The 18,709-nt window shown below is 39.6% G+C and carries 13 protein-coding genes; all 13 read right to left on the reverse strand.

All coding sequences use genetic code 11. The annotated features are described in order from the left end of the window. Positions 1-405: 405 nt before the first annotated feature. A complete protein-coding gene (locus tag BLS16_RS14405) occupies positions 406-678 on the reverse strand; it encodes a hypothetical protein (RefSeq protein WP_092334316.1) in 273 nt (90 codons plus the stop codon). 110 nt (positions 679-788) lie between these two features. Beyond that, positions 789-3,203 carry a DNA gyrase subunit A gene (gyrA, locus tag BLS16_RS14410; RefSeq protein WP_092334318.1) on the reverse strand — a complete coding sequence of 805 codons (2,415 nt, stop codon included), beginning with the start codon at positions 3,201-3,203 and terminating at the stop codon, positions 789-791. A 24-nt stretch (positions 3,204-3,227) separates the two neighbouring features. After that, positions 3,228-5,141 carry a DNA gyrase/topoisomerase IV subunit B gene (locus BLS16_RS14415; RefSeq protein ID WP_427846378.1) on the reverse strand — a complete coding sequence of 638 codons (1,914 nt, stop codon included), beginning with the start codon at positions 5,139-5,141 and terminating at the stop codon, positions 3,228-3,230. Positions 5,142-5,351: 210 nt separating this feature from the next. Continuing rightward, positions 5,352-5,951 (reverse strand): HPP family protein, encoded by a 600-nt coding sequence (locus tag BLS16_RS14420; RefSeq protein WP_092334322.1) that lies wholly within the window; start codon positions 5,949-5,951, stop codon positions 5,352-5,354. A 274-nt stretch (positions 5,952-6,225) separates the two neighbouring features. Further along, complete coding sequence (locus tag BLS16_RS14425) at positions 6,226-7,332, reverse strand: 4Fe-4S dicluster domain-containing protein (RefSeq protein ID WP_092334324.1); 1,107 nt, start codon at positions 7,330-7,332, stop codon at positions 6,226-6,228. Between the two features lie 116 nt (positions 7,333-7,448). Next, positions 7,449-9,461, reverse strand: a complete 2,013-nt coding sequence (locus BLS16_RS14430) for an oxidoreductase (protein ID WP_092334326.1) — start codon at positions 9,459-9,461, stop codon at positions 7,449-7,451. Between the two features lie 140 nt (positions 9,462-9,601). Further along, positions 9,602-10,051, reverse strand: a complete 450-nt coding sequence (locus BLS16_RS14435) for a MarR family winged helix-turn-helix transcriptional regulator (RefSeq protein WP_092334328.1) — start codon at positions 10,049-10,051, stop codon at positions 9,602-9,604. 230 nt (positions 10,052-10,281) lie between these two features. Then, positions 10,282-12,174, reverse strand: a complete 1,893-nt coding sequence (locus BLS16_RS14445; RefSeq protein WP_092334332.1) for an ABC transporter ATP-binding protein — start codon at positions 12,172-12,174, stop codon at positions 10,282-10,284. Beyond that, complete coding sequence (locus BLS16_RS14450) at positions 12,171-13,898, reverse strand: ABC transporter ATP-binding protein (RefSeq protein ID WP_092334334.1); 1,728 nt, start codon at positions 13,896-13,898, stop codon at positions 12,171-12,173. The genes BLS16_RS14445 and BLS16_RS14450 overlap by 4 nt, the downstream gene beginning before the upstream one ends. Before the next feature lie 26 nt (positions 13,899-13,924). Beyond that, positions 13,925-14,368, reverse strand: coding sequence for a MarR family winged helix-turn-helix transcriptional regulator (locus tag BLS16_RS14455; RefSeq protein ID WP_092334336.1), 444 nt, complete (start codon positions 14,366-14,368; stop codon positions 13,925-13,927). Positions 14,369-14,547: 179 nt separating this feature from the next. Continuing rightward, positions 14,548-15,672: a toxic anion resistance protein gene (locus tag BLS16_RS14460; RefSeq protein WP_092334338.1), complete on the reverse strand. Its 1,125-nt coding sequence runs from the start codon at positions 15,670-15,672 to the stop codon at positions 14,548-14,550. 56 nt (positions 15,673-15,728) lie between these two features. Next, the gene (locus BLS16_RS14465; RefSeq protein WP_092334340.1) at positions 15,729-18,233 is read right to left on the reverse strand and encodes a YceG family protein; all 2,505 of its coding nucleotides are present in this window, start codon (positions 18,231-18,233) and stop codon (positions 15,729-15,731) included. Beyond that, positions 18,199-18,540, reverse strand: a complete 342-nt coding sequence (locus tag BLS16_RS14470; protein WP_092334342.1) for an arsenate reductase family protein — start codon at positions 18,538-18,540, stop codon at positions 18,199-18,201. The genes BLS16_RS14465 and BLS16_RS14470 overlap by 35 nt, the downstream gene beginning before the upstream one ends. Positions 18,541-18,709: the final 169 nt, after the last annotated feature.

The following is an 18,709-nucleotide window of genomic DNA, read 5'->3' on the forward strand; positions in this document are numbered from 1 at the left end:
CTGAGCCAGGATCAAACTCTCCAAAAAAAGTTATTTCAAACTTCTCATTAGAAGAAGATGATTGACTCATGATTTATTTTGAAACTCTTGCGAGTCTCTCTCATTGGCTGTCCTTGTTGTTTAGTTTTCAAAGACCATGATTTTTGTTTCGACCCGTTTGGGCCGGATGTGCATCTTAGCATTCATAACTTTCGTTGTCAATAGCTAATTTGCATTATCTCTGGTTAACTAGTTTAAGCCTTCAACTTTCTTCCGGTTAACCACTGCGCATCTTTGTGGCGCTCAGTTATAATACCATTTTCATTCTTTACTGTCAACTGTTTTCAGGATAGTTTTTAGGATTAATTTTATTGATTTATTTTTGGTAATTATCCATAGTTATTACAGAAATGTCTCTCATGTTAACTATAGTTTCAAGGCATTATCAGTTGCCTGGAATTCAGATTTAAACCTATCATCATTGATGATTTGTTCAATCATCTCTTGCTTTTCCGCCTGTGAGTATTCGTAAAAAATCGGATTCAGATCCCATTCCTTTTCTGCAGGATAATACCGTAGATTTGCTCTCACCGTTTTTTCTGTCTCATGATTTTTGAAAACCAATGTCAAGGCGTAATTATTAAAATTATATTCCCTATCAAATCCTGAACCATTCACAATAATATCTGAGATCTCCATTTTTAAAATCCCTCCTTCTAAACTCACCTTGTTATTATGTTGCTTCATTTGCTTCACTATACAGGTTGAGTTAGAAAAGAGGGATTATATATTAGTTAAGGAAATCTCTATTAAATTAACTTAATTGTATAATCATTTAATAAAACAGGAATTAGTTGTAGTCCAGCTTTTGTCCTTGATTCTACTTTTACATCCTTTATCTCAACTTTAGTTACAATCCCGCTAACCTGTATAACGTTTACTACATCATCATTCTTAACTTGCATTACACCAACAAGATAACCGGTAGCATTAGAATCTATCTTGCCGATGGCAATCCCTTTTCCCGCTCTGCCTTGAGGTTTGTATTCATCAAGGGCAGTCCGTTTTAAGAACCCTCGTTGCGTAACTGTTAATAAGTCTGATAAAGAATTACCTTCATTGCTGCCTATTAATGCATCTACAACCCAGTCTTCATTACCTAACGTCATTCCTTTAACACCACGTGATTTCCTGCCCATAGGATTTACTTCCATAACCGGGAATCGAATCACTTGACCTTTACGGGTGGCAAGTAATAATTCTCCTTGCCCGTCACTAAGGAATACTTTAACCACACTATCACTATTCTTCAGACCTATTGCTTCTGAGGTACGAGCATTAATAAAATCGCTTACCGGGCTTCTCATAACTTGTCCACTCTTTGTAACAAAAACAAAGAAGAGATCTTCTATGACATCTTTAACAGCAAGAGTTGAAATTACACTTTCTCCGGAAGGCAAGGAAAATAGATTAGTAAGGGGCCCCCCTTTATCTTTATTTTTCCCTTCAGGTACCGTTTTAGAGTTAATCGAGAAAAACTCTCCCGCTTGAGTGAAGAAAAAGAGTCTATCCTTATTGCTGCAAATTATCCTTTCCTGTAAGGTATCCCCATCCTTAAAGGAACAAATGAGAGCATTATCCTTCTTTTTTGATTGAACCAGAAGCCGTTTGATAAAGCCATTTGTTGTGAGAGCCACTTGGAATATACACTCAGGCTCTCCAAAGGAACTTAAATTGATCTCATTCCGCATTTCCTCAGGCAATATGGTAGTACGACGGTCATCGCCATGCTTATCCGCAATATCTTTAAGCTCTTTTTTAATAATATCGTATACCTTATTAATATCCGCCAAGATACTTTCTAACTCGTTAATTAGCTTTAAAATATCGGCATGCTCTTTTTTTATACCGTCAAGTTCAAAGTTCGTTAAATGTTGGAGTTTCATATCTAAAATAGCTTGTGCTTGAATCTCTGATAATTCGAAACGGGTAATTAGGGAAGCCTTGGCAATTGAAGGGGTTTTACTGGAACGAATCGTGGCAATCACTTCATCAAGATTATTAATGGCTATAACTAAGCCTTCCAGAATATGAGCCTTTAAACGAGCCTTTTCCAAATCAAACTCTGTACGTTTAGTGACGACGATTTTTCGATGCTGGATAAAAGCTGCATTAATTTCCTTTAGCCCTAGAACCTTAGGGGTACCTTGGGCAGTAATAACTAAGTTAATAATTCCGAAGGTATCTTCCAATTGGGTATGTTTATAAAGAAGACGTAAAATATTCAGCGGATCAGCTTCTTTTCGGCATTCAACAACGAGCCTAATTCCCTCGCGATCAGACTCATCTCTAACTTCACTAATCCCTTCAATTTTCCCTGAATCAGCCATGGTCTCAATCTTGGCAGCCAGGGTTGATTTATTAACTTGATACGGGATTTCCGTAATTGCAATGATGCTTTTACCGTTTTTACCTTGTTCGATTAGGGCTTTTCCCCGCATCGTTACCTTACCGCGTCCTGTTTTATAAGCATTAATGATGCCTTCATTACCAATGATCAGCCCACCCGTGGGAAAGTCTGGGCCGCTCACCTTTTCCATAAGCTGCTCGACTGTAACCTGAGGCTGATCTATTTGAAGTATCACGCCTGCTATGACTTCGCGCAAATTATGAGGTGGTATATTGGACATCATTCCAACCGCAATTCCTGATCCACCATTAACTAAAAGGTTAGGAAAAGGACTCGGCAGAACAACTGGCTCTTTGAGGCGTTGGTCATAGTTTTCTTTAAATAGTACGGTGTTTTTCTCAATATCTTGAGTCATCAGCTGGGATAAGTGAGTCATTCTCATTTCCGTGTAACGCATTGCAGCAGCATTGTCTCCGTCAATGGAACCAAAATTCCCCTGCCCATCTACCATTGGGTACCGTGTAGCCCAAGGTTGTGCCATACGCACTGCTGATTCATAAATTGAGGAGTCTCCATGGGGGTGGTACTTCCCCATGCAGTCTCCCACTAAACGAGCTGACTTACTATAGGGCTTATCAGTGTGCATTCCGATTTCGTCCATAGAAAACAAAATTCGGCGATGAACTGGTTTCAGCCCATCCCTAACATCAGGAACTGCCCGTTGTAAAATAACATGTTTAGAATAGCCTAAGAACGCCTCCGGTAAAACATCTTCCAGCGGCCGCTGGATGATGTTGTCTTCAGTTATACTCATCGGGTACAAACTCCCCCTAATATTCTACATATCTTTGTCCGTAAAGATGATATTCTCCATCATAAACTCACGTCTTGGCTCAACTTGCTCACTCATTAGAATTCTGAGCTTTCGCTCAGCTTCAAGAGTATCATCTATTGTTACCTGAATCATCCGCCTATTAACCGGATTCAGGGTAGTTTCCCAAAGTTGTTCCGGATTCATCTCTCCAAGGCCTTTGTAGCGAGATATTTTTGCCGTTTTTCCTAATTCTTTAAGTTCTTTTCTTAGCTCTTGGTCGTCAAAAGCATAGCGAATGATTTTACCCCTCTCCTTCTCAATTTTGTATAAAGGAGATTGAGCAATATAAACTCTTCCACTCAAAATCAGCGGTTTCATGTATCTATAGAAAAAAGTCAATAAGAGGCATCGAATATGAGCTCCGTCAATATCAGCATCAGTCATAATACAAACCCGGGCATAATTACCTTTTTCTATATCAAATTCCTTGCCGATTCCCGAACCAACGGCGGAAATGATACTTCTAATTTCTTCATTTTCTAAGACCTTATCAATCTTTGCGCGATAAGTGTTAATAACTTTCCCTCGCAAAGGAAGAATAGCTTGAAAACGTCGATCACGCCCCATTTTAGCCGAACCGCCGGCACTATCACCCTCTACAAGAAAAAGCTCATTGCGGGATTTGTCTTTTCCGCTACAAGCTGCAAGTTTACCGCTCAAAGCCTTTATCTCAGCATCTCGAGCTTTCTTTTTTAATTCTTTAGCCTTCTTTGCAGCAAGCCTAATCAGGCAGGTTGTCAATGCTCTATTAATGACATCCTTCGCTATTGACGGGTTCTTTTCAAAAAATTGGGTAATCCCTTCATTCGTTAAGGATTGAACAACACCTTCAACTTCCATATTGGAAAGCTTTGTTTTAGTTTGGCCTTCAAATTGAGGATCTTTGATTTTTAGAGAGAGTACACAGGTTAAGCCATCTTTGAGGTCATCCCCGATGAGATTTTCCTCTTTTTTGAATATATTATTTTTTCTGCCATAGCTGTTGAAGGCTTTAGTTAAAGCTGTTCGGAACCCCGACTCATGAGTCCCCCCCTCATCTGTAGGGATATTGTTGACATAAGAGTGCAGAGATTCTTCATCGCTTTGATTGTACTGAATGGCACATTCCAGAACTACTTCATCTTTTTCCCCTGTAAAATAAATCGCTTTCTTATGGACTGGGGAAAAACCTGATTCACTGATTAAATGCTCTACAAAACCAATAATTCCGTTTTTTGACGAAAAAGTCTCCGACTTTAATTCCCCTCGATTATCCGTCAAATTAATTGTCAAATCACTATTTAGAAACGACAGTTCCATTAAACGACTTCGCAAGGTGTCATATTTAAAAACGGTGGTTTCTTTAAAGATTAGAGGATCGGGTTTGAAGGTAACAGTTGTTCCGGTGCCTTTAATGCTTTTCTTGATAATCGCTAGATCGGACTTAAGCTGCCCTCCATCCGTGTATTCTACACGATATAATTTGCCGTTCCGCTTAATATCAACGGTCAAGTAAACGCACAAGGCATTGACTACGCTTGCACCAACACCATGCAGTCCACCCGAAGTTTTATAAGTCTCTCCACTAAATTTTCCTCCGGCGTGCAAGGTCTCAAAGGCCAAGCGCACGGCGGGAACTTTTTTGGAAGGGTGTATATCAATCGGAATTCCGCGTCCATTGTCATCAATAGTCATCGAACCATCTTTATTAATAGTCACTGAGATATGATCACAAAATCCGGCTCCTGCCTCATCAATAGCATTATCAATAATTTCATAGGCTAAATGATGGAGCCCTCTGCTTCCGGTTGAGCCGATATACATGCCAGGACGTTTGCGTACTGCTTCCAGTCCTTCTAAGACCTGAATAGAATCTGCGTTATATTGCTTCGCTGACAAGAACAGTTCACTCCTAACACTTTATAACAATAAAATAGACAATACGTACGATATCATCAAGTTAACCGTTTTGTCCAGACATCTTGTCTTATTAATAACAAAAGAAGTTACAAGAAGCAGAGTTTTAGCGGTTTTAATGTGAAAATAACCAAAATACCGCTAAAACTAGCACTACCAATAACTAATTCTACCTCATTCTTCCGTCTTAGTTTAGTACCAATACTTAGGGTAACGTCTCTTAGGCGACAAGTTATTGACAAGAACTCCGATTATCACAAGGATTATCGCTCCCACCATAATTGGGGTGAAGATATAGATCGGTTCTGCCTGACTCAAAACCGCAAATAAAGCGGTAGCCCCACCGGGAGGATGAGTTGTCTTAGTGAGAAGCATAACAACTAACGCCAGAGCAGTTCCCAAGGCGGGAGACCACCAAGTTAACCCAAACATCATGACAGTCGCTACTCCCACCGCCGCAGACAATGTATGTCCCAAAACAACATTACGGGGTTGAGACAAAGGAGCATCCGGAACACCGTATATAAGAACTGCTGAAGCACCAAAGGATGCTACAACGGGAAGTTCTAATGTGTTAGCAAATAGAGTAATGGATATTATCCCCAGAAAAGAGCCCAACCATGTCAGAATTGATTCCAACAGCGAAGGATAAGGAAGTGGCGGCCCCTTCTTTTCACCTTTCATTTTGGAAAGATAGTTTATCTGTAAAAATTGAATTATCCTTAAAAAGGATTTCAAATATTCCTTATTTAAGGAATTTAAGGCGGCTTCCGTTTTTCTTAATTCCTGCATTCACAACTCACTCCCAGCCTAATTGATACCTTATTATAGCCGGATCTTCATTAGGAAGCTGTGAAAAGGGTCACACTTATTAGTAAATATACCAATAATCTACTTTACATTCTCGAAAAGATTAGTCTATAATTTTCAAGAACGCATGCAGAATAGTTGACGGGGGTAAAAATCGCAAACAAGCGACCCCCACCTAAACTGTGAGAGAGGTCGCTTGTTTATTGCAGAAACCAATCAATAATAAGGACTGGTTTTTTCTCATCCTCTTGCCCGATTATCTCCCTTTCTCAGCAGCCATTCTTCTAAACTTTTCCTTAATGTTCTCCGGAGGTATAGCTATTTCTGATCGTCGAGACATGACTAAGGATTCGCTTGGGCAAGCTTGTGAACACACTCCACAGCCAATACAAACTTCATGGTTTATGATAGGGATAACTGTACCATCTTCTTGATTGGTCATAGTAATGGCATGAATATGACACTTTTCCTCGCAAATACCGCAGCCAACACAGCCTTCCGATTCTAGCGAAGGAATGAAATTACTGGGATGAGTGGCAAAGACTTGCTGTTCATTGATACCGCGCAAAACTTTACAACAACAACCACAGCAATTACAAATATAGGTTGGTTTGTTCATGACGTTATCGCATAGATGGACTAACCCCAGTTCCTGGGTTTGTTTAAGTACATTCAATAAGTCTTCGACGGTTGCCGGCTTGCCTAGCCCTTTGCGGACTATCCATTCAGCTGCCCCACCCAGAGAGATACAGACCTCCGTCGGAGCATCACAGGCTGTACCTAAATGCGAGGCCTCATGACGACATGCACAGGTGGTAATCGCACCTCCGCCCGATTGCCGGATGACTTCCGTCGCCTTCTCATAGTCCAACACTTCAGTTTCTACCGCTAAAGGAATAACATTTTCATAGATAAGAGTCCGCATTACTTTAGTATCCATACCGGCAATTTCTTTCATTACACCTGGGCTGTGAAAATACGTTTCAAATAGCTCGGCCAACTCTTTTAAATCAAGCTGACTTCCAGTTCGCATAAAGGTATATTCAAAGAATCCGACTAACATGGGTGTTAACATATAATAGAAGGTATCTTTGCGCGGTATATCCAGCACTAAGCCTTTGTCTGACATTCCGTCTAATATAATTTTCAATTCTGTTTCTTCAATGTCAGTTAGATCTGAAATCTTTTTTAAAGGCATAGGAATTGAAGAGAATTTGCTGCCTACTAAAGCTTCATTATCTGTATAAAGTCGATGAAGAATCGCCATCAGATGTTCGTTAATGGGCGCTCCTTCCGGGGTTTTGCTTAGGCGCTCAGCCAGCGCGTTATAAATCTCTTCTTTAGAATTAATAATATGACCCATGCTGATTTACCCTCCTCTTGCGAGATTCGAAGCCAGACGCACGAAAATAACAACGCCACTTGAACTTCCCCAACCTTACGTCTTTCGCACCTCTAACTTCGCCCTTCATGCCTTGATTATTTAATCCCCTCTGCATAGCCCTCATGAATGGCATCGAGAACCTTGCGCGGCTTTGCAGCATCTCCAATAATACTAATTTTCTCTAACTTATCTTGTAAGGCGTTAAAGAGTTCATTTTCTGAACGGGAACCTATAGCTAATACAACAGTATCTGCAGGAATAACCTTTTGCGTATTGTCATTGGCACACTCTACTAAAACTCCATCCGGACGAATTTCCAGCACCGTGTGTTTATCCAAGCAGTTTACTTGATGGCGCTTCAAATCAGCCAACATAGACCAACGGGTGCTGGCACCAATATCTCTCCCAATTCCTTTAGCCATCTCTAAAACAGTAATCTTTTTCGTTCCTCGTGTCAACAAGTGATGAAGCTCTTGATCTGTTTCAGCATGTCGAGCCATCAGAAAACGTAAGGTATCGCTATTTAAGGTGCCAGCTTTCGCTAAAAGCAAAGCCGTGTCCACTCCAACAGCCCCACCCCCGACAATAACTACATTACGTCCTGCCTTTTTACGACCTAATAATACATCCCAGGCCTGCAGTACCTTTACACCTGCTGCAATTTTTATAGATGGGGTGACGGGGCGGGCTCCGGTGGCAATAACTACCCGCTCAAACTCGACATTCTGGACTGCGGACAATATCTTCTCCGATGTAGCCTTTATATTATATTGAATTGTTACCCCAAGCTCCTTACAGGCGTTAATCAAGTAATTTCTAAAGTATAGGAAGTCTTGTCGTTCCGGAGGAGCTGCAGCTAAGGCCAATTGTCCTCCGGCCTCCCCACTCTCTTCCCAAATTGTTACCTTATGACCACGAAGTGAAGCGACTCTCGCAAACTCCATTCCTGCACAGCCGGCTCCAACCACAAGGATTTGCTGTCTGTCAACAGATTGACCGATAGGCCCAAGTTCAAACTCTCTTCCAGCCTCAGCATTTACCAAACAGCTGACCGGCTTAAGGCGGAAAACATTGTCTAAGCAGCCTTGATTACATCCTATACAAGGACGAATTCTATCTGATTGTCCACTCATCCCTTTATTGGGCAAGTCGGGATCAGCTAACAGTGGTCTTGCCATACCGACAAAATCTGCCAAGCCCTCTTCTAAAATACTCTCTGCTAGTTCAGGAGTATTTATTCGATTACAGGCAATAACCGGAATAGAGACAGCCTGTTTAATACCATACGCAAGGTAAGCGTAAGTTCCTGGAGGTACATTCATGGTAAGCTGCGGTACTTGGGTTTCATGCCATCCTCCAGTTACATTAAGGGCATTAACCCCGGCCTTCTCTAAAGCTTGACAGAAGGCTCTAGATTCTGTGTTGGTGTTGCTGCCTGGCACAAAATCATTGCCGGCTACGCGTACAATCATAGGATAGTCCGGCCCGACGGCTTTGCGAACCGCCTCTACCACTTCAAGTCCAAAGGTCATCCGAGCCTCAAGGTCTCCGCCATAGCGATCTTTTCTTTGATTGGTTACCGGCGAAAGAAACTGGGATATAAGATACCCGGCACTGGCTATGATTTCCACCCCATCAAAATCGGATTCTTTCGCAATTTTTGCCGCTTTGACAAAGGAAGCAATTATTTCCTGAATTTTTTCTTCTGTAAGTTCTTCCGGGGTTTGCCCAGTCAATTTGGAAGCAATTGGCGAAGGAGCTACTGAAGGTTTACCAGTGAGAGCGGGATGGGCATACCTTCCAGCTTGATAAAGCTGGGGCACTATCTTTGCCCCCTCAGCGTGGACTGCCTTAACTAATTGACGTAAGCCCGGAATATATCCTTCATCATCAAGTTGCGTCATTCCAAAGGCATTTCCAATTCGATCTATTCCACACCCACCAATAATAATTAGGCCTACTCCACCTTTAGCACGTGCACGATAAAACTCAATTAGTTGATCATTAACCTCTCCCATAGGACTGTAACCTAAATGCATTGGGGTCATAACCAAGTGATTGCGCAGCTCAAGTTTTCCAATTTGAGATGGCGAAAATAAAATTGACATCAATAGCCCTCCTCTTAATATTTTTTCTTAGCTACCGGACACGATATATCTCAGGTGATAAGGTTTGAATATTCAATCTTTTCTAAGGAAATAAAATATCATTCCCCCTTCAACAAATACAAAAATTTTAAAATTGATGACTAATCCAAAGAGAGCTTTTCAAGAACTCTCTCAAAGGTGGCAAACTCCTCTTCTGTAAAGCGCTCTTTAATTTCTTGATCTAGCTTTTCAGCTAAATGCGCCATCTCGCTGATTTGTTGCTTAGCTTGTTCCGTTAAAAATACAAGAAGGGATCGTCTATCCTCCGGGTCATTTCTTCTTTCCACTAAGTCAAGCCGTTCCAGGCGATCCAAGATGGAGGTAAGGGTAGATCCATCCATTTCTAAACTTTTGGCAAGTTCCTTAAATTTTAGGCCATCCTTTTCCCACACAGCGCTCAAAACATAAAATTGAGATGGGGTTATACCATACTGGGAAAGGCTCCCTTCATAATATCTATGTACCTTTCTCATGACTCTGCTTAGTTTGTAACAAACATATTTTGATGGATTTCTGCTGGTCTCATTTGTCAAAGCTTTAATACACCTCATTAACAATTCAATTTTCTGGTGAGTATTTTCCATTCCTAAAAGAATAGCTATAGAAATGTTTGTACAGCAATTAATTGTACCCCAATTGTTTGTGTACCAATAAATTGATAGTTAAAGTATAACCTATTTTGATTTTTTTGACAATGACTATCTTCAGCTTCTTCAACCGGAAAAAAAGCGCCCTCCCTCCACTCTATTTGCCTGTGGAGAGAGAGCGCTTGCTGATTCATTTACACGACTTCAATATTTGTTCCTGTAAACTGGCTATTGTAGAGATCTGCGTAGAAACCTTTCTCAGCCAGCAGATCGTTATGAGTACCCATCTCAATAATACTGCCGTGATTCATAACCAGAATTAACTCTGCATCCCTAATCGTAGAAAGCCTATGGGCAATGACAAAGCTAGTTCTACCCTTCATTAGTTCGGTCATAGCTTTTTGGATATAAACTTCTGTTCGTGAATCAACACTGCTTGTGGCTTCATCCAGGATAAGGATGACAGGGTTCGCTAAGATAGCTCTGGCGATTGTCAAAAGCTGCTTTTGACCCTGGGAAATATTCGAAGCCTCTTCGTTTAGGATTGTGTTATAACCTTCCGGAAGTGTTTTGATAAAATGGTGGGCATGAGCAGCTTTAGCCGCATTTATGACCTCTTCTTCGGTAGCATCATCACGCCCGTAAGCTATATTCTCGAAGATTGTGCCATTAAATAACCAGGTGTCTTGCAAAACCATTCCGAACATACTGCGTAAAGAACCGCGTTTAATATCCTTGATATCAATTCCATCGATTAGTATTCTGCCATTGCTTATCTCGTAAAAGCGCATTAACAAATTTACTAATGTTGTTTTACCGGCTCCTGTTGGTCCAACAATCGCAATCGTATTTCCTGGCTTTACATCAACATTGATTTTTTTTAGGAGCTCTTCTTCTTCCGTATAGCTAAAATCTACATTTTCAAATCTTACATGCCCTTTAGGGAAAGGAACTATCTTTGCCTCAATAGCATCGGGGACTTCTTCTACCTCATCAAGCAGTTCAAAGACACGTTCAGCTGAAGCAATAGTTGATTGAATAATATTGGCAATATTTGCTGTCTGAACAATTGGTTGAGTAAACTGTCTGGAGTATTGAATAAAGGCTAAAATATCCCCTATGCTGATCATGTTTCTGGTTGCAAAAACACCACCAACAACACAAATTATCACATACCCTAGATTACTTACCAATCTCATTAGCGGCATTATTATCCCGGAAATAAACTGTGCTTTATAGCCTGCTTGATAGAGTCTTTCGTTAATTGAATTAAATCTTGCAAAGGTCTCGTCCTCACGTCCAAAAGCTTTGACAATTTTGTGTCCGGCATAGGCTTCTTCAACAAGTCCGTTGAGTTCACCTAAGGATTTTTGTTGTGTAGCAAAGTGTTGCTGGGAGCGCTTGGCAATATAAATTGTAACGACCATATAAAGAGGCAAGGTCAAAATCACAATTAAGGTTAGTAATGGGCTTATCGACAACATCATAACGATAACCCCGATTATCGTAACCAGCGAGGTTATCAATTGGGTAAGGCTTTGTTGCAGAGTGGTAGAAATATTGTCAATATCATTGGTAACACGACTCAAAATCTCGCCATGAGTTCGGGCATCAAAGAACTTAAGAGGTAGACGGGAAAGTTTCTCATCTACTTCCTTGCGCATCTTATAAACAGTTTTCTGGGCAACCCCGGCCATGATATACTGCTGCAAATAACTAAAGGCAGCACTGATGACATACAAACCAATCAGGATTAACACAATTTGACCAATATAGGTAAAATCCAAGGAAGGGACAGCCTTCCCTGTCTGGGCTGCCATCAGTTTTGCACCTAGGCCTTCGCCAATTTTGGTAACCCCTTTCCCCATGATTTTAGGGCCAAGGATACTAAAAATTGTGCTTAGGCTGGCAGTTACGAAAACAAAGAGAAATTTTGTTCTCTGGGGCTTTAAATATTGCGCTAACCTCCGCAGAGTTTCTTTAAAATTCTTGGCTTTTTCTACAGGTTTTCCTAACGATCCCATCGGCCCGCCCTGTTTTCCACCCGGAAGTCCTTTTTCTTTGTTTGGATTACAGTCTTCACTCATCCTACTTCCTCCTCAGACAATTGTGACGCTACAAGTTCACGATATACCCTGCAATTGTTCAACAGTTCCGCATGAGTTCCAATACCCGCAATAATTCCTTCATCTAAAACAATAATCTTATCAGCTTCCCTCACAGTCGGTACGCTCTGAGCTATCAAGAAAACCGTGGCCTCTTCAAGCTCTGGTCTCAGCGCAACCCGTAGTTTAGCATCGGTTTTAAAATCTAAGGCGGAAAAGCTATCGTCAAAAATATAAATCTCCGGTTTTCGCACGAGAGCACGAGCAATCGAAAGCCGTTGTTTCTGGCCTCCGGAAATATTAGCTCCGCCTTGGGCAATAGCATGATTAAAACCCGCTTCTAAACTCAGAATAAATTCTGTAGCTTGGGCCACATCAGCAGCATGCTTAATTTCTTCTAGAGTAGCATCTTGTTTCCCATATCGAATATTTTCCGCAATTGTCCCTGAAAAGAGAACTGTCTTTTGTGGAACAAAGCCAATCTTTGCTCTCAATGCTTTCTGACTCATTTCTTTAACATTGATTCCATCGATAAGAATGCTACCCTTTTCCGCATCGTAGAAGCGACTGATCAGATTGATTAAGGTTGATTTGCCTGAGCCTGTCCCCCCAATAATGGCCGTCACCTCGCCTGGCTTTGCAACGAAATTTAGATTGTTAATAGCAGGTTGATCAGCACCGGGATATCTAAATGAAACATCTTTAAATTCAACCAACCCTTTTCCTTGGGTCACAGTTCTCGGCTTTTCAGGATCTTTGATATCTAAATTTGTCTCAAGTACTTCATTAATTCTTACCGCAGAAACCTGAGCGCGTGGAATCACAATAAACAACATCACTAACATTAACAACGAGAATAGGATTTGGGTTGCATATTGGATAAAAGCCAAAAGTGAGCCGATCTGCATAGCTCCGGAATCAATTCTGATGGCTCCGAACCAGACAAGGGCTACAGTCGTTAAATTCATAATCAGCATCATCGCCGGCATTAAGGCAGCCATAATCAGATTGATTTTGATGGCGTTCTGCATTAAATCAGCATTAGCATCATCAAATCGAACTTTTTCTTTTTCTATGCGATTAAATGCCCGTATGACCCTAATGCCGGTAAGATTTTCCCTTAAAACAAGGTTTAACTTATCAAGCTTTTCCTGCATTAGTTTAAAAAGAGGTAAGGCTCTAAATAACGTTCCACCAATAATCGCAAACAACACCGGAATTACAACGACTAAAACCCAGGATAAGGATATATCTTGTTGCAATGCCATGACAACTCCACCGATACTTGTAAGGGGGGCCGTCACCATCATCGTCAGGATTAAGACGGATACTTGCTGAATTTGGTTAACATCATTAGTCGTTCTCGTAATAAGTGTCGCTGTGCCTAATTTATCAAACTCATGCAACGAAAAACTTTCAACCTTACTAAAAAGCTTTTCGCGAATTATTTTCCCAAAGCCTATTGAGGTTCTTGCAGACAGATAGGCTGCAATGATTGCACAAATAGTTCCTCCGACGGCAATAAGCAGCATAACACCGCCGGTCTTTACAATATAATTAATGTCTTTATTCACAATTCCGAGATCAACTAGGTCAGCCATTAAGGTTGGCAAATAGAGGTCAGATATAACTTGAACAAAAAGTAGCGCTACTACAGCTGCAATATATGCAGTAAAAGGTTTGAGCAATCTAAATAGCTTAACCATAAAACTCACCTCATTTGATATTGATATTAATCTTTATCATATTCCCTTAATAGATTTCTCAGGGTGCTTAATCCCTCATATACTTTCTCTAAATCTTTTGGGCTGCCTTCGCTCAAAATTTTTTCAATCTTTTTCTCGAACTTCACATGAAAACTTTCATGCATTTCCTTAAAATTTGGAGTTATACTTACAAAGACCACTCTTCGATCGGATTCACTTCTTGATCTTTCTACCATTCCTTGTTTTTCAAGCCTGTCAACGATACCTGACACGGTACTATTTGAGAGATTCATTTTATTGCTTAGCTCATTAATCTTTAATTTTTTTTCTTTACTTAAGATTCCAAGAACCATGCCTTGGGGTGGAGTTATGCCCACGTCTTCAAACACTTTACTCATACTGCTTCTATAGAGCATCATTACTTCCTGAAAAAGACTTGCGACCCTTGCACTTTTATTTTGATTTTCCATAAATTCCTCCACAAACTTGTTTTTTAGCGCATTTTATTTCGCATAGTAATATTTCGTACACGAAGGATATTACTCCTTAACCATTAAAATGTCAAATTTAAATTTCGGTCAATTATTATATATAAACACAAAAAAGATGATTTCTGTTTCAGTACAGAAATCATCTTTTTTGTGTTTGCTTATCTGACAATCCCACGATTCACAAAATCTTGTTTGAGAACCTCTAATCTTCTTGTACCATCTATCCGTTTTTGTCTCATTTCCTCTTGAATTGCCTTCGTATCCTCGATGCCCTTTACGATTGTTTGCCATGATTTTTCTAGAGTTTCAATATTTACCGAACTGCCCGTGGCCAGCTTGGCAACCATTTTCGATTGAAGAGCAGTGTTTTCGGCATTTCTAAGCAGAAGTTCATTTGTTTTTTCATCTAAGGCACTCATTGCTTTAGCCTGAACTGATTGGCGTTTTAGCATAATTGCCTGAACCAAGCATTGTTTGAAGATAGGCATGGTAATGACGAATGCTGAATTAATCTTTCGAACCAAGTTATAGTTGCCATACTCTATTGCTTTGATGGTTGGCATACTCTGGACAGCAACGTTTTCAGCCAGCTGCAGATCATAAATTCTCTGTTCCATTACTTCTTGTACCTGCAGCAGGTTGTTAACATTCATTTGATCTACTCGGTTCCCTGTCTCGTTGGCTCTGGCTTGGGCTGCCGGAATAATATTATTCTTAAGCTCAGCAAGAACTACTTGACCGGCATAAATGTATTGTCCTAGCTGCTCATAATACTCAACGTTTTTATTAAACATGTCTTCCAGGTGTTTATTGGCAGCACCGATTTCAGCTTCGTATTTCTTGAGGGTCACAAAGACCTTGTCAACTTCATCGCCCATAGAGTTATATTTTTTGAACAAAGTCTCAACAGTGTTTTTAGCTTTAGAAAAAATCTTTTCCAGGAAGCCGGGAGGTTTATCCTCAAAGTCCTTAATATCAAACTTGTCCATAATTTTATTAAGCTGAATTAGCAATTCGCCTGAATCCTCAACTTTAGTTGACTGCATGGAGTGCAAAATAGCGTCAGAAAACCGGGAAACCTCTTCCGCTGTGTTTTTGCCAAATGTCATAATCGAATTAACATCTTCCAAGTTAATTTGTCGTACGATACTGCGAACTTCCGGACTCTCCATAACTTTTGTCTTAACTTCATTTTTCTGCTTTTCGATATCAAACTCCGGAATTGGGGCTGGGACTAAACTTTTATCTTCTGTCAAAGTTGTAGTAAATCCTTGAATCTCCATCGAAGTTCCTCCTCAAATTTTTTTTTATAAAAGCAAATCTTGCAGTAAACTCAAAGCTATCGCAGATGAAAGAAACGTGATAATAGCCCTGGTTTTTGGGAAGAAGCTGCTGGGATATCAGCTAAAGAGGGCATATCTAAATCGAATTTGACCTGTGGAAGCTGAAAAAGATCAAAGAAACATGGCTTAATGAATTGATCAATGGTTTTGTAGCTCGTTGGAGTTAAAACTAGGATATCTAGACCAATGCGGTTAAAATAGGCAAGGATAATGGCATCGCTTTCGCTGAAAGATTGTTTTTTATGATCATAAATTACGATTTTAGGAATCTCTTGAGGAAAATCAAAGACTTCGATCAGCTTTAAGATTTCATCCTCCATGGTTAAAATAGTCATAATAATCTTTAGCTTAAATTTGTTATCTACTGCTGTTACAAAAAGGTCTGAGCCAATTAATTCATTAATTTTTCCAATTAAAAAATGCTGTAAAGGTGCTCTAAGATGGTTAAATTTATAATGCTTGCTCATTATTACTTTAGCTTCATTTAAAAGTCCCTGGTCCGTTAATAAATAACTAGCCTGATACAGTTCCTGCTTCGTGTAATTTACATTTGTAAATGGCAGACCACTAACAAGCTTGGTATTTGTGGCTGAAGAGAGGTTTCCTAAATCCCGCCAATAAGTATTTAAGTCCTCACTAACTCCATTAATTTTAGCAAATAAGTTAGGAATATAAACTTTTTTGTTTTGAATTTTAAACTCCGGTCGCAGTTTTGCAGGTTCTCTCCATAATATCTTAAGTTCATCAACGGTAGTTTTAAGGGTGATGGGTTGAGTGCCATAGTTTTCAAACTGCCATGGCTTGAAAAGCCCCACATCTTCCCCATAAATTACTTCCTCAATTTCTTTAGAGGCGTTGTAAGCAATTGTACTTTTACGAATGTACCTTTCTTCGGCGGGAAAGGATTCCAAAGTTAGATTATTGGGATTCTGAATAAGATGGGTCAGCTCATTATCCCTATCAATAATTTGAAATGGTTTGTCCCCATCTTTATCCGAATGTACATAAAGGACATCACACCCTAACCTATGTAAGGCATATAAGAGATAAATTTCGTGGGGTTTAATTTGGCCATGGAACAATATTTTAGGATTATGATCCTGATCCTGGTTTAAAGAGGCTTTGGGAAATAATTGAACCACATACCTATTTAACCATGTAACTATTTTTAATGAGAAATTTGAAACTATTGAGAAGTTTGCATTTTTGTTTTTCTCAGCAAAAAGATCAACTATCTCAACAAACATTTTTTTAATTGTGTTATCGAATAGCTCATTATTGAATTGCGGAAGTATCTCTGCTCTTAAAGTTTGTTCAATGACCTCAGATCTATCTTTAAAAGGATAACTACTAAACCCAGTGGGAATGGAGGAATTCTCATCCGCAGTAGGTGCCGGAATACCATCAATAAACTTCAGATAATTTCCCAGTAACTGTAGAGAGCGATCCAAGTCATAGAGACTATTATAATACTCTGCCTCCCAATCATCGGAAGAGACAGGTACGCCAATGTAACGAATAAAATATGTTGGCAGTATGGGATAAGGATGCCCAATGTAACCACTTCGCATTTTTAGTGGAACAAGCATTTCTTGGAATATTGCCTCAGTTCTCTTCAATTTGACGACAACTATTGGATCATTTAGGTTAACTAAATCCCTTGGTTTTTGTTGGTCTACCGGCAACTCAGGTTCCTTCTTTATAGCTTTTGGCAAGTCCTTTTCCCTTACTTCTTTTTTAGCTTTCTGCTCAGGAAATGAACGTATTGGTAAGTCTTTGAAATATTTGATAAGCATCGAGTATTCATTGTTCTTATCTACATATTCAAACTCGTCTCTGAACGAGGTATTGAGTACTAGTACATCACAGCCGATAAGGGACATTAAAATGAGGTAATATACTTCATGTTTCTTAGGACTACCCCAGTAAATAACCTTAGGATTATAGGGAGACTTCTTAATAATTTGTTTGCCGTGTTCTCCAAACCAAAGTAATATTTTGGTTCCGAAGTTTACAGCCATACTTAAATTAATCTCATATTCATTGGCTATGTAGAGATTGAAAATTGTATCAAAGGCATTTCTTATCCCTCGATTCAACTCGCTGTTTGAGCTTAAAGAAAAATAACCTTGAGAATCCAATAGATTTGCTAAGGCTCCATTGCTAAAGTCTTTAAGGGGAACAGGTTTAAATAACTGCCTTAATCGTTCAATAACGCTCAAATCAGTACTTACCGGAATGGAATTGTCAAATAGAATAAAGTTATCTGTAAGTTTTAGTTGTTCATTTAGACTTGTGATTCGAGTCAGATACTCTGTTTCGTCATCACATCCAATAATTCTATAGAAATATACATCGTACTTAGTACCCCTTTCCTGCAAAGGAGACAGTATATCTTTAAAAATATTATTGGATTGTTTTAAAACAGTCCTATTTCCATTACTGATCTCCGTAGCTTCTCCCTCCTTATCCTTGCCAGGACTCCCAAATAATTGGTTCATAACCAACGGTAGCCAGCTTGCCATTTCTTACAATAGGGGTATTATACAGACTGGGGTTATTTAGCAGCATCTCTTCTTTACCGCTGGGAGAGATAATCTGATTCATATTTAATCTTTTATAATCTTTAGCATTCGCATTGATCAATTTATTCAAGCCCACTGCCGTTTTTACACTTTGGAGTTCACCTTTACTTAAGCCCTTTATCCCTAAGTCAATAAATTGATAGTTTATTTTTCGTTCTTTAAAGTACCGTTCTGCTTTTTTCGTATCAAAACATTTCTTGACTCCAAATATTTGTATATTCATTTCCTATTGTGTCTCCTCATAAAACATCTAATAAGATTATGGCAATATTCAATCTAAGTGATACTTAGTCTTTAAATTATTCTACGCAATATATCGAATCCCTTCAAAAATAAGCGAAAAAATGGAAATCCCAAATTAATAAACGCCTCCGGCCCTTAAAATGGCTAGA

Origin of the sequence: Desulfosporosinus hippei DSM 8344, assembly GCF_900100785.1 — a bacterium.
GTDB classification, from domain to species: Bacteria; Bacillota; Desulfitobacteriia; order Desulfitobacteriales; family Desulfitobacteriaceae; genus Desulfosporosinus; species Desulfosporosinus hippei.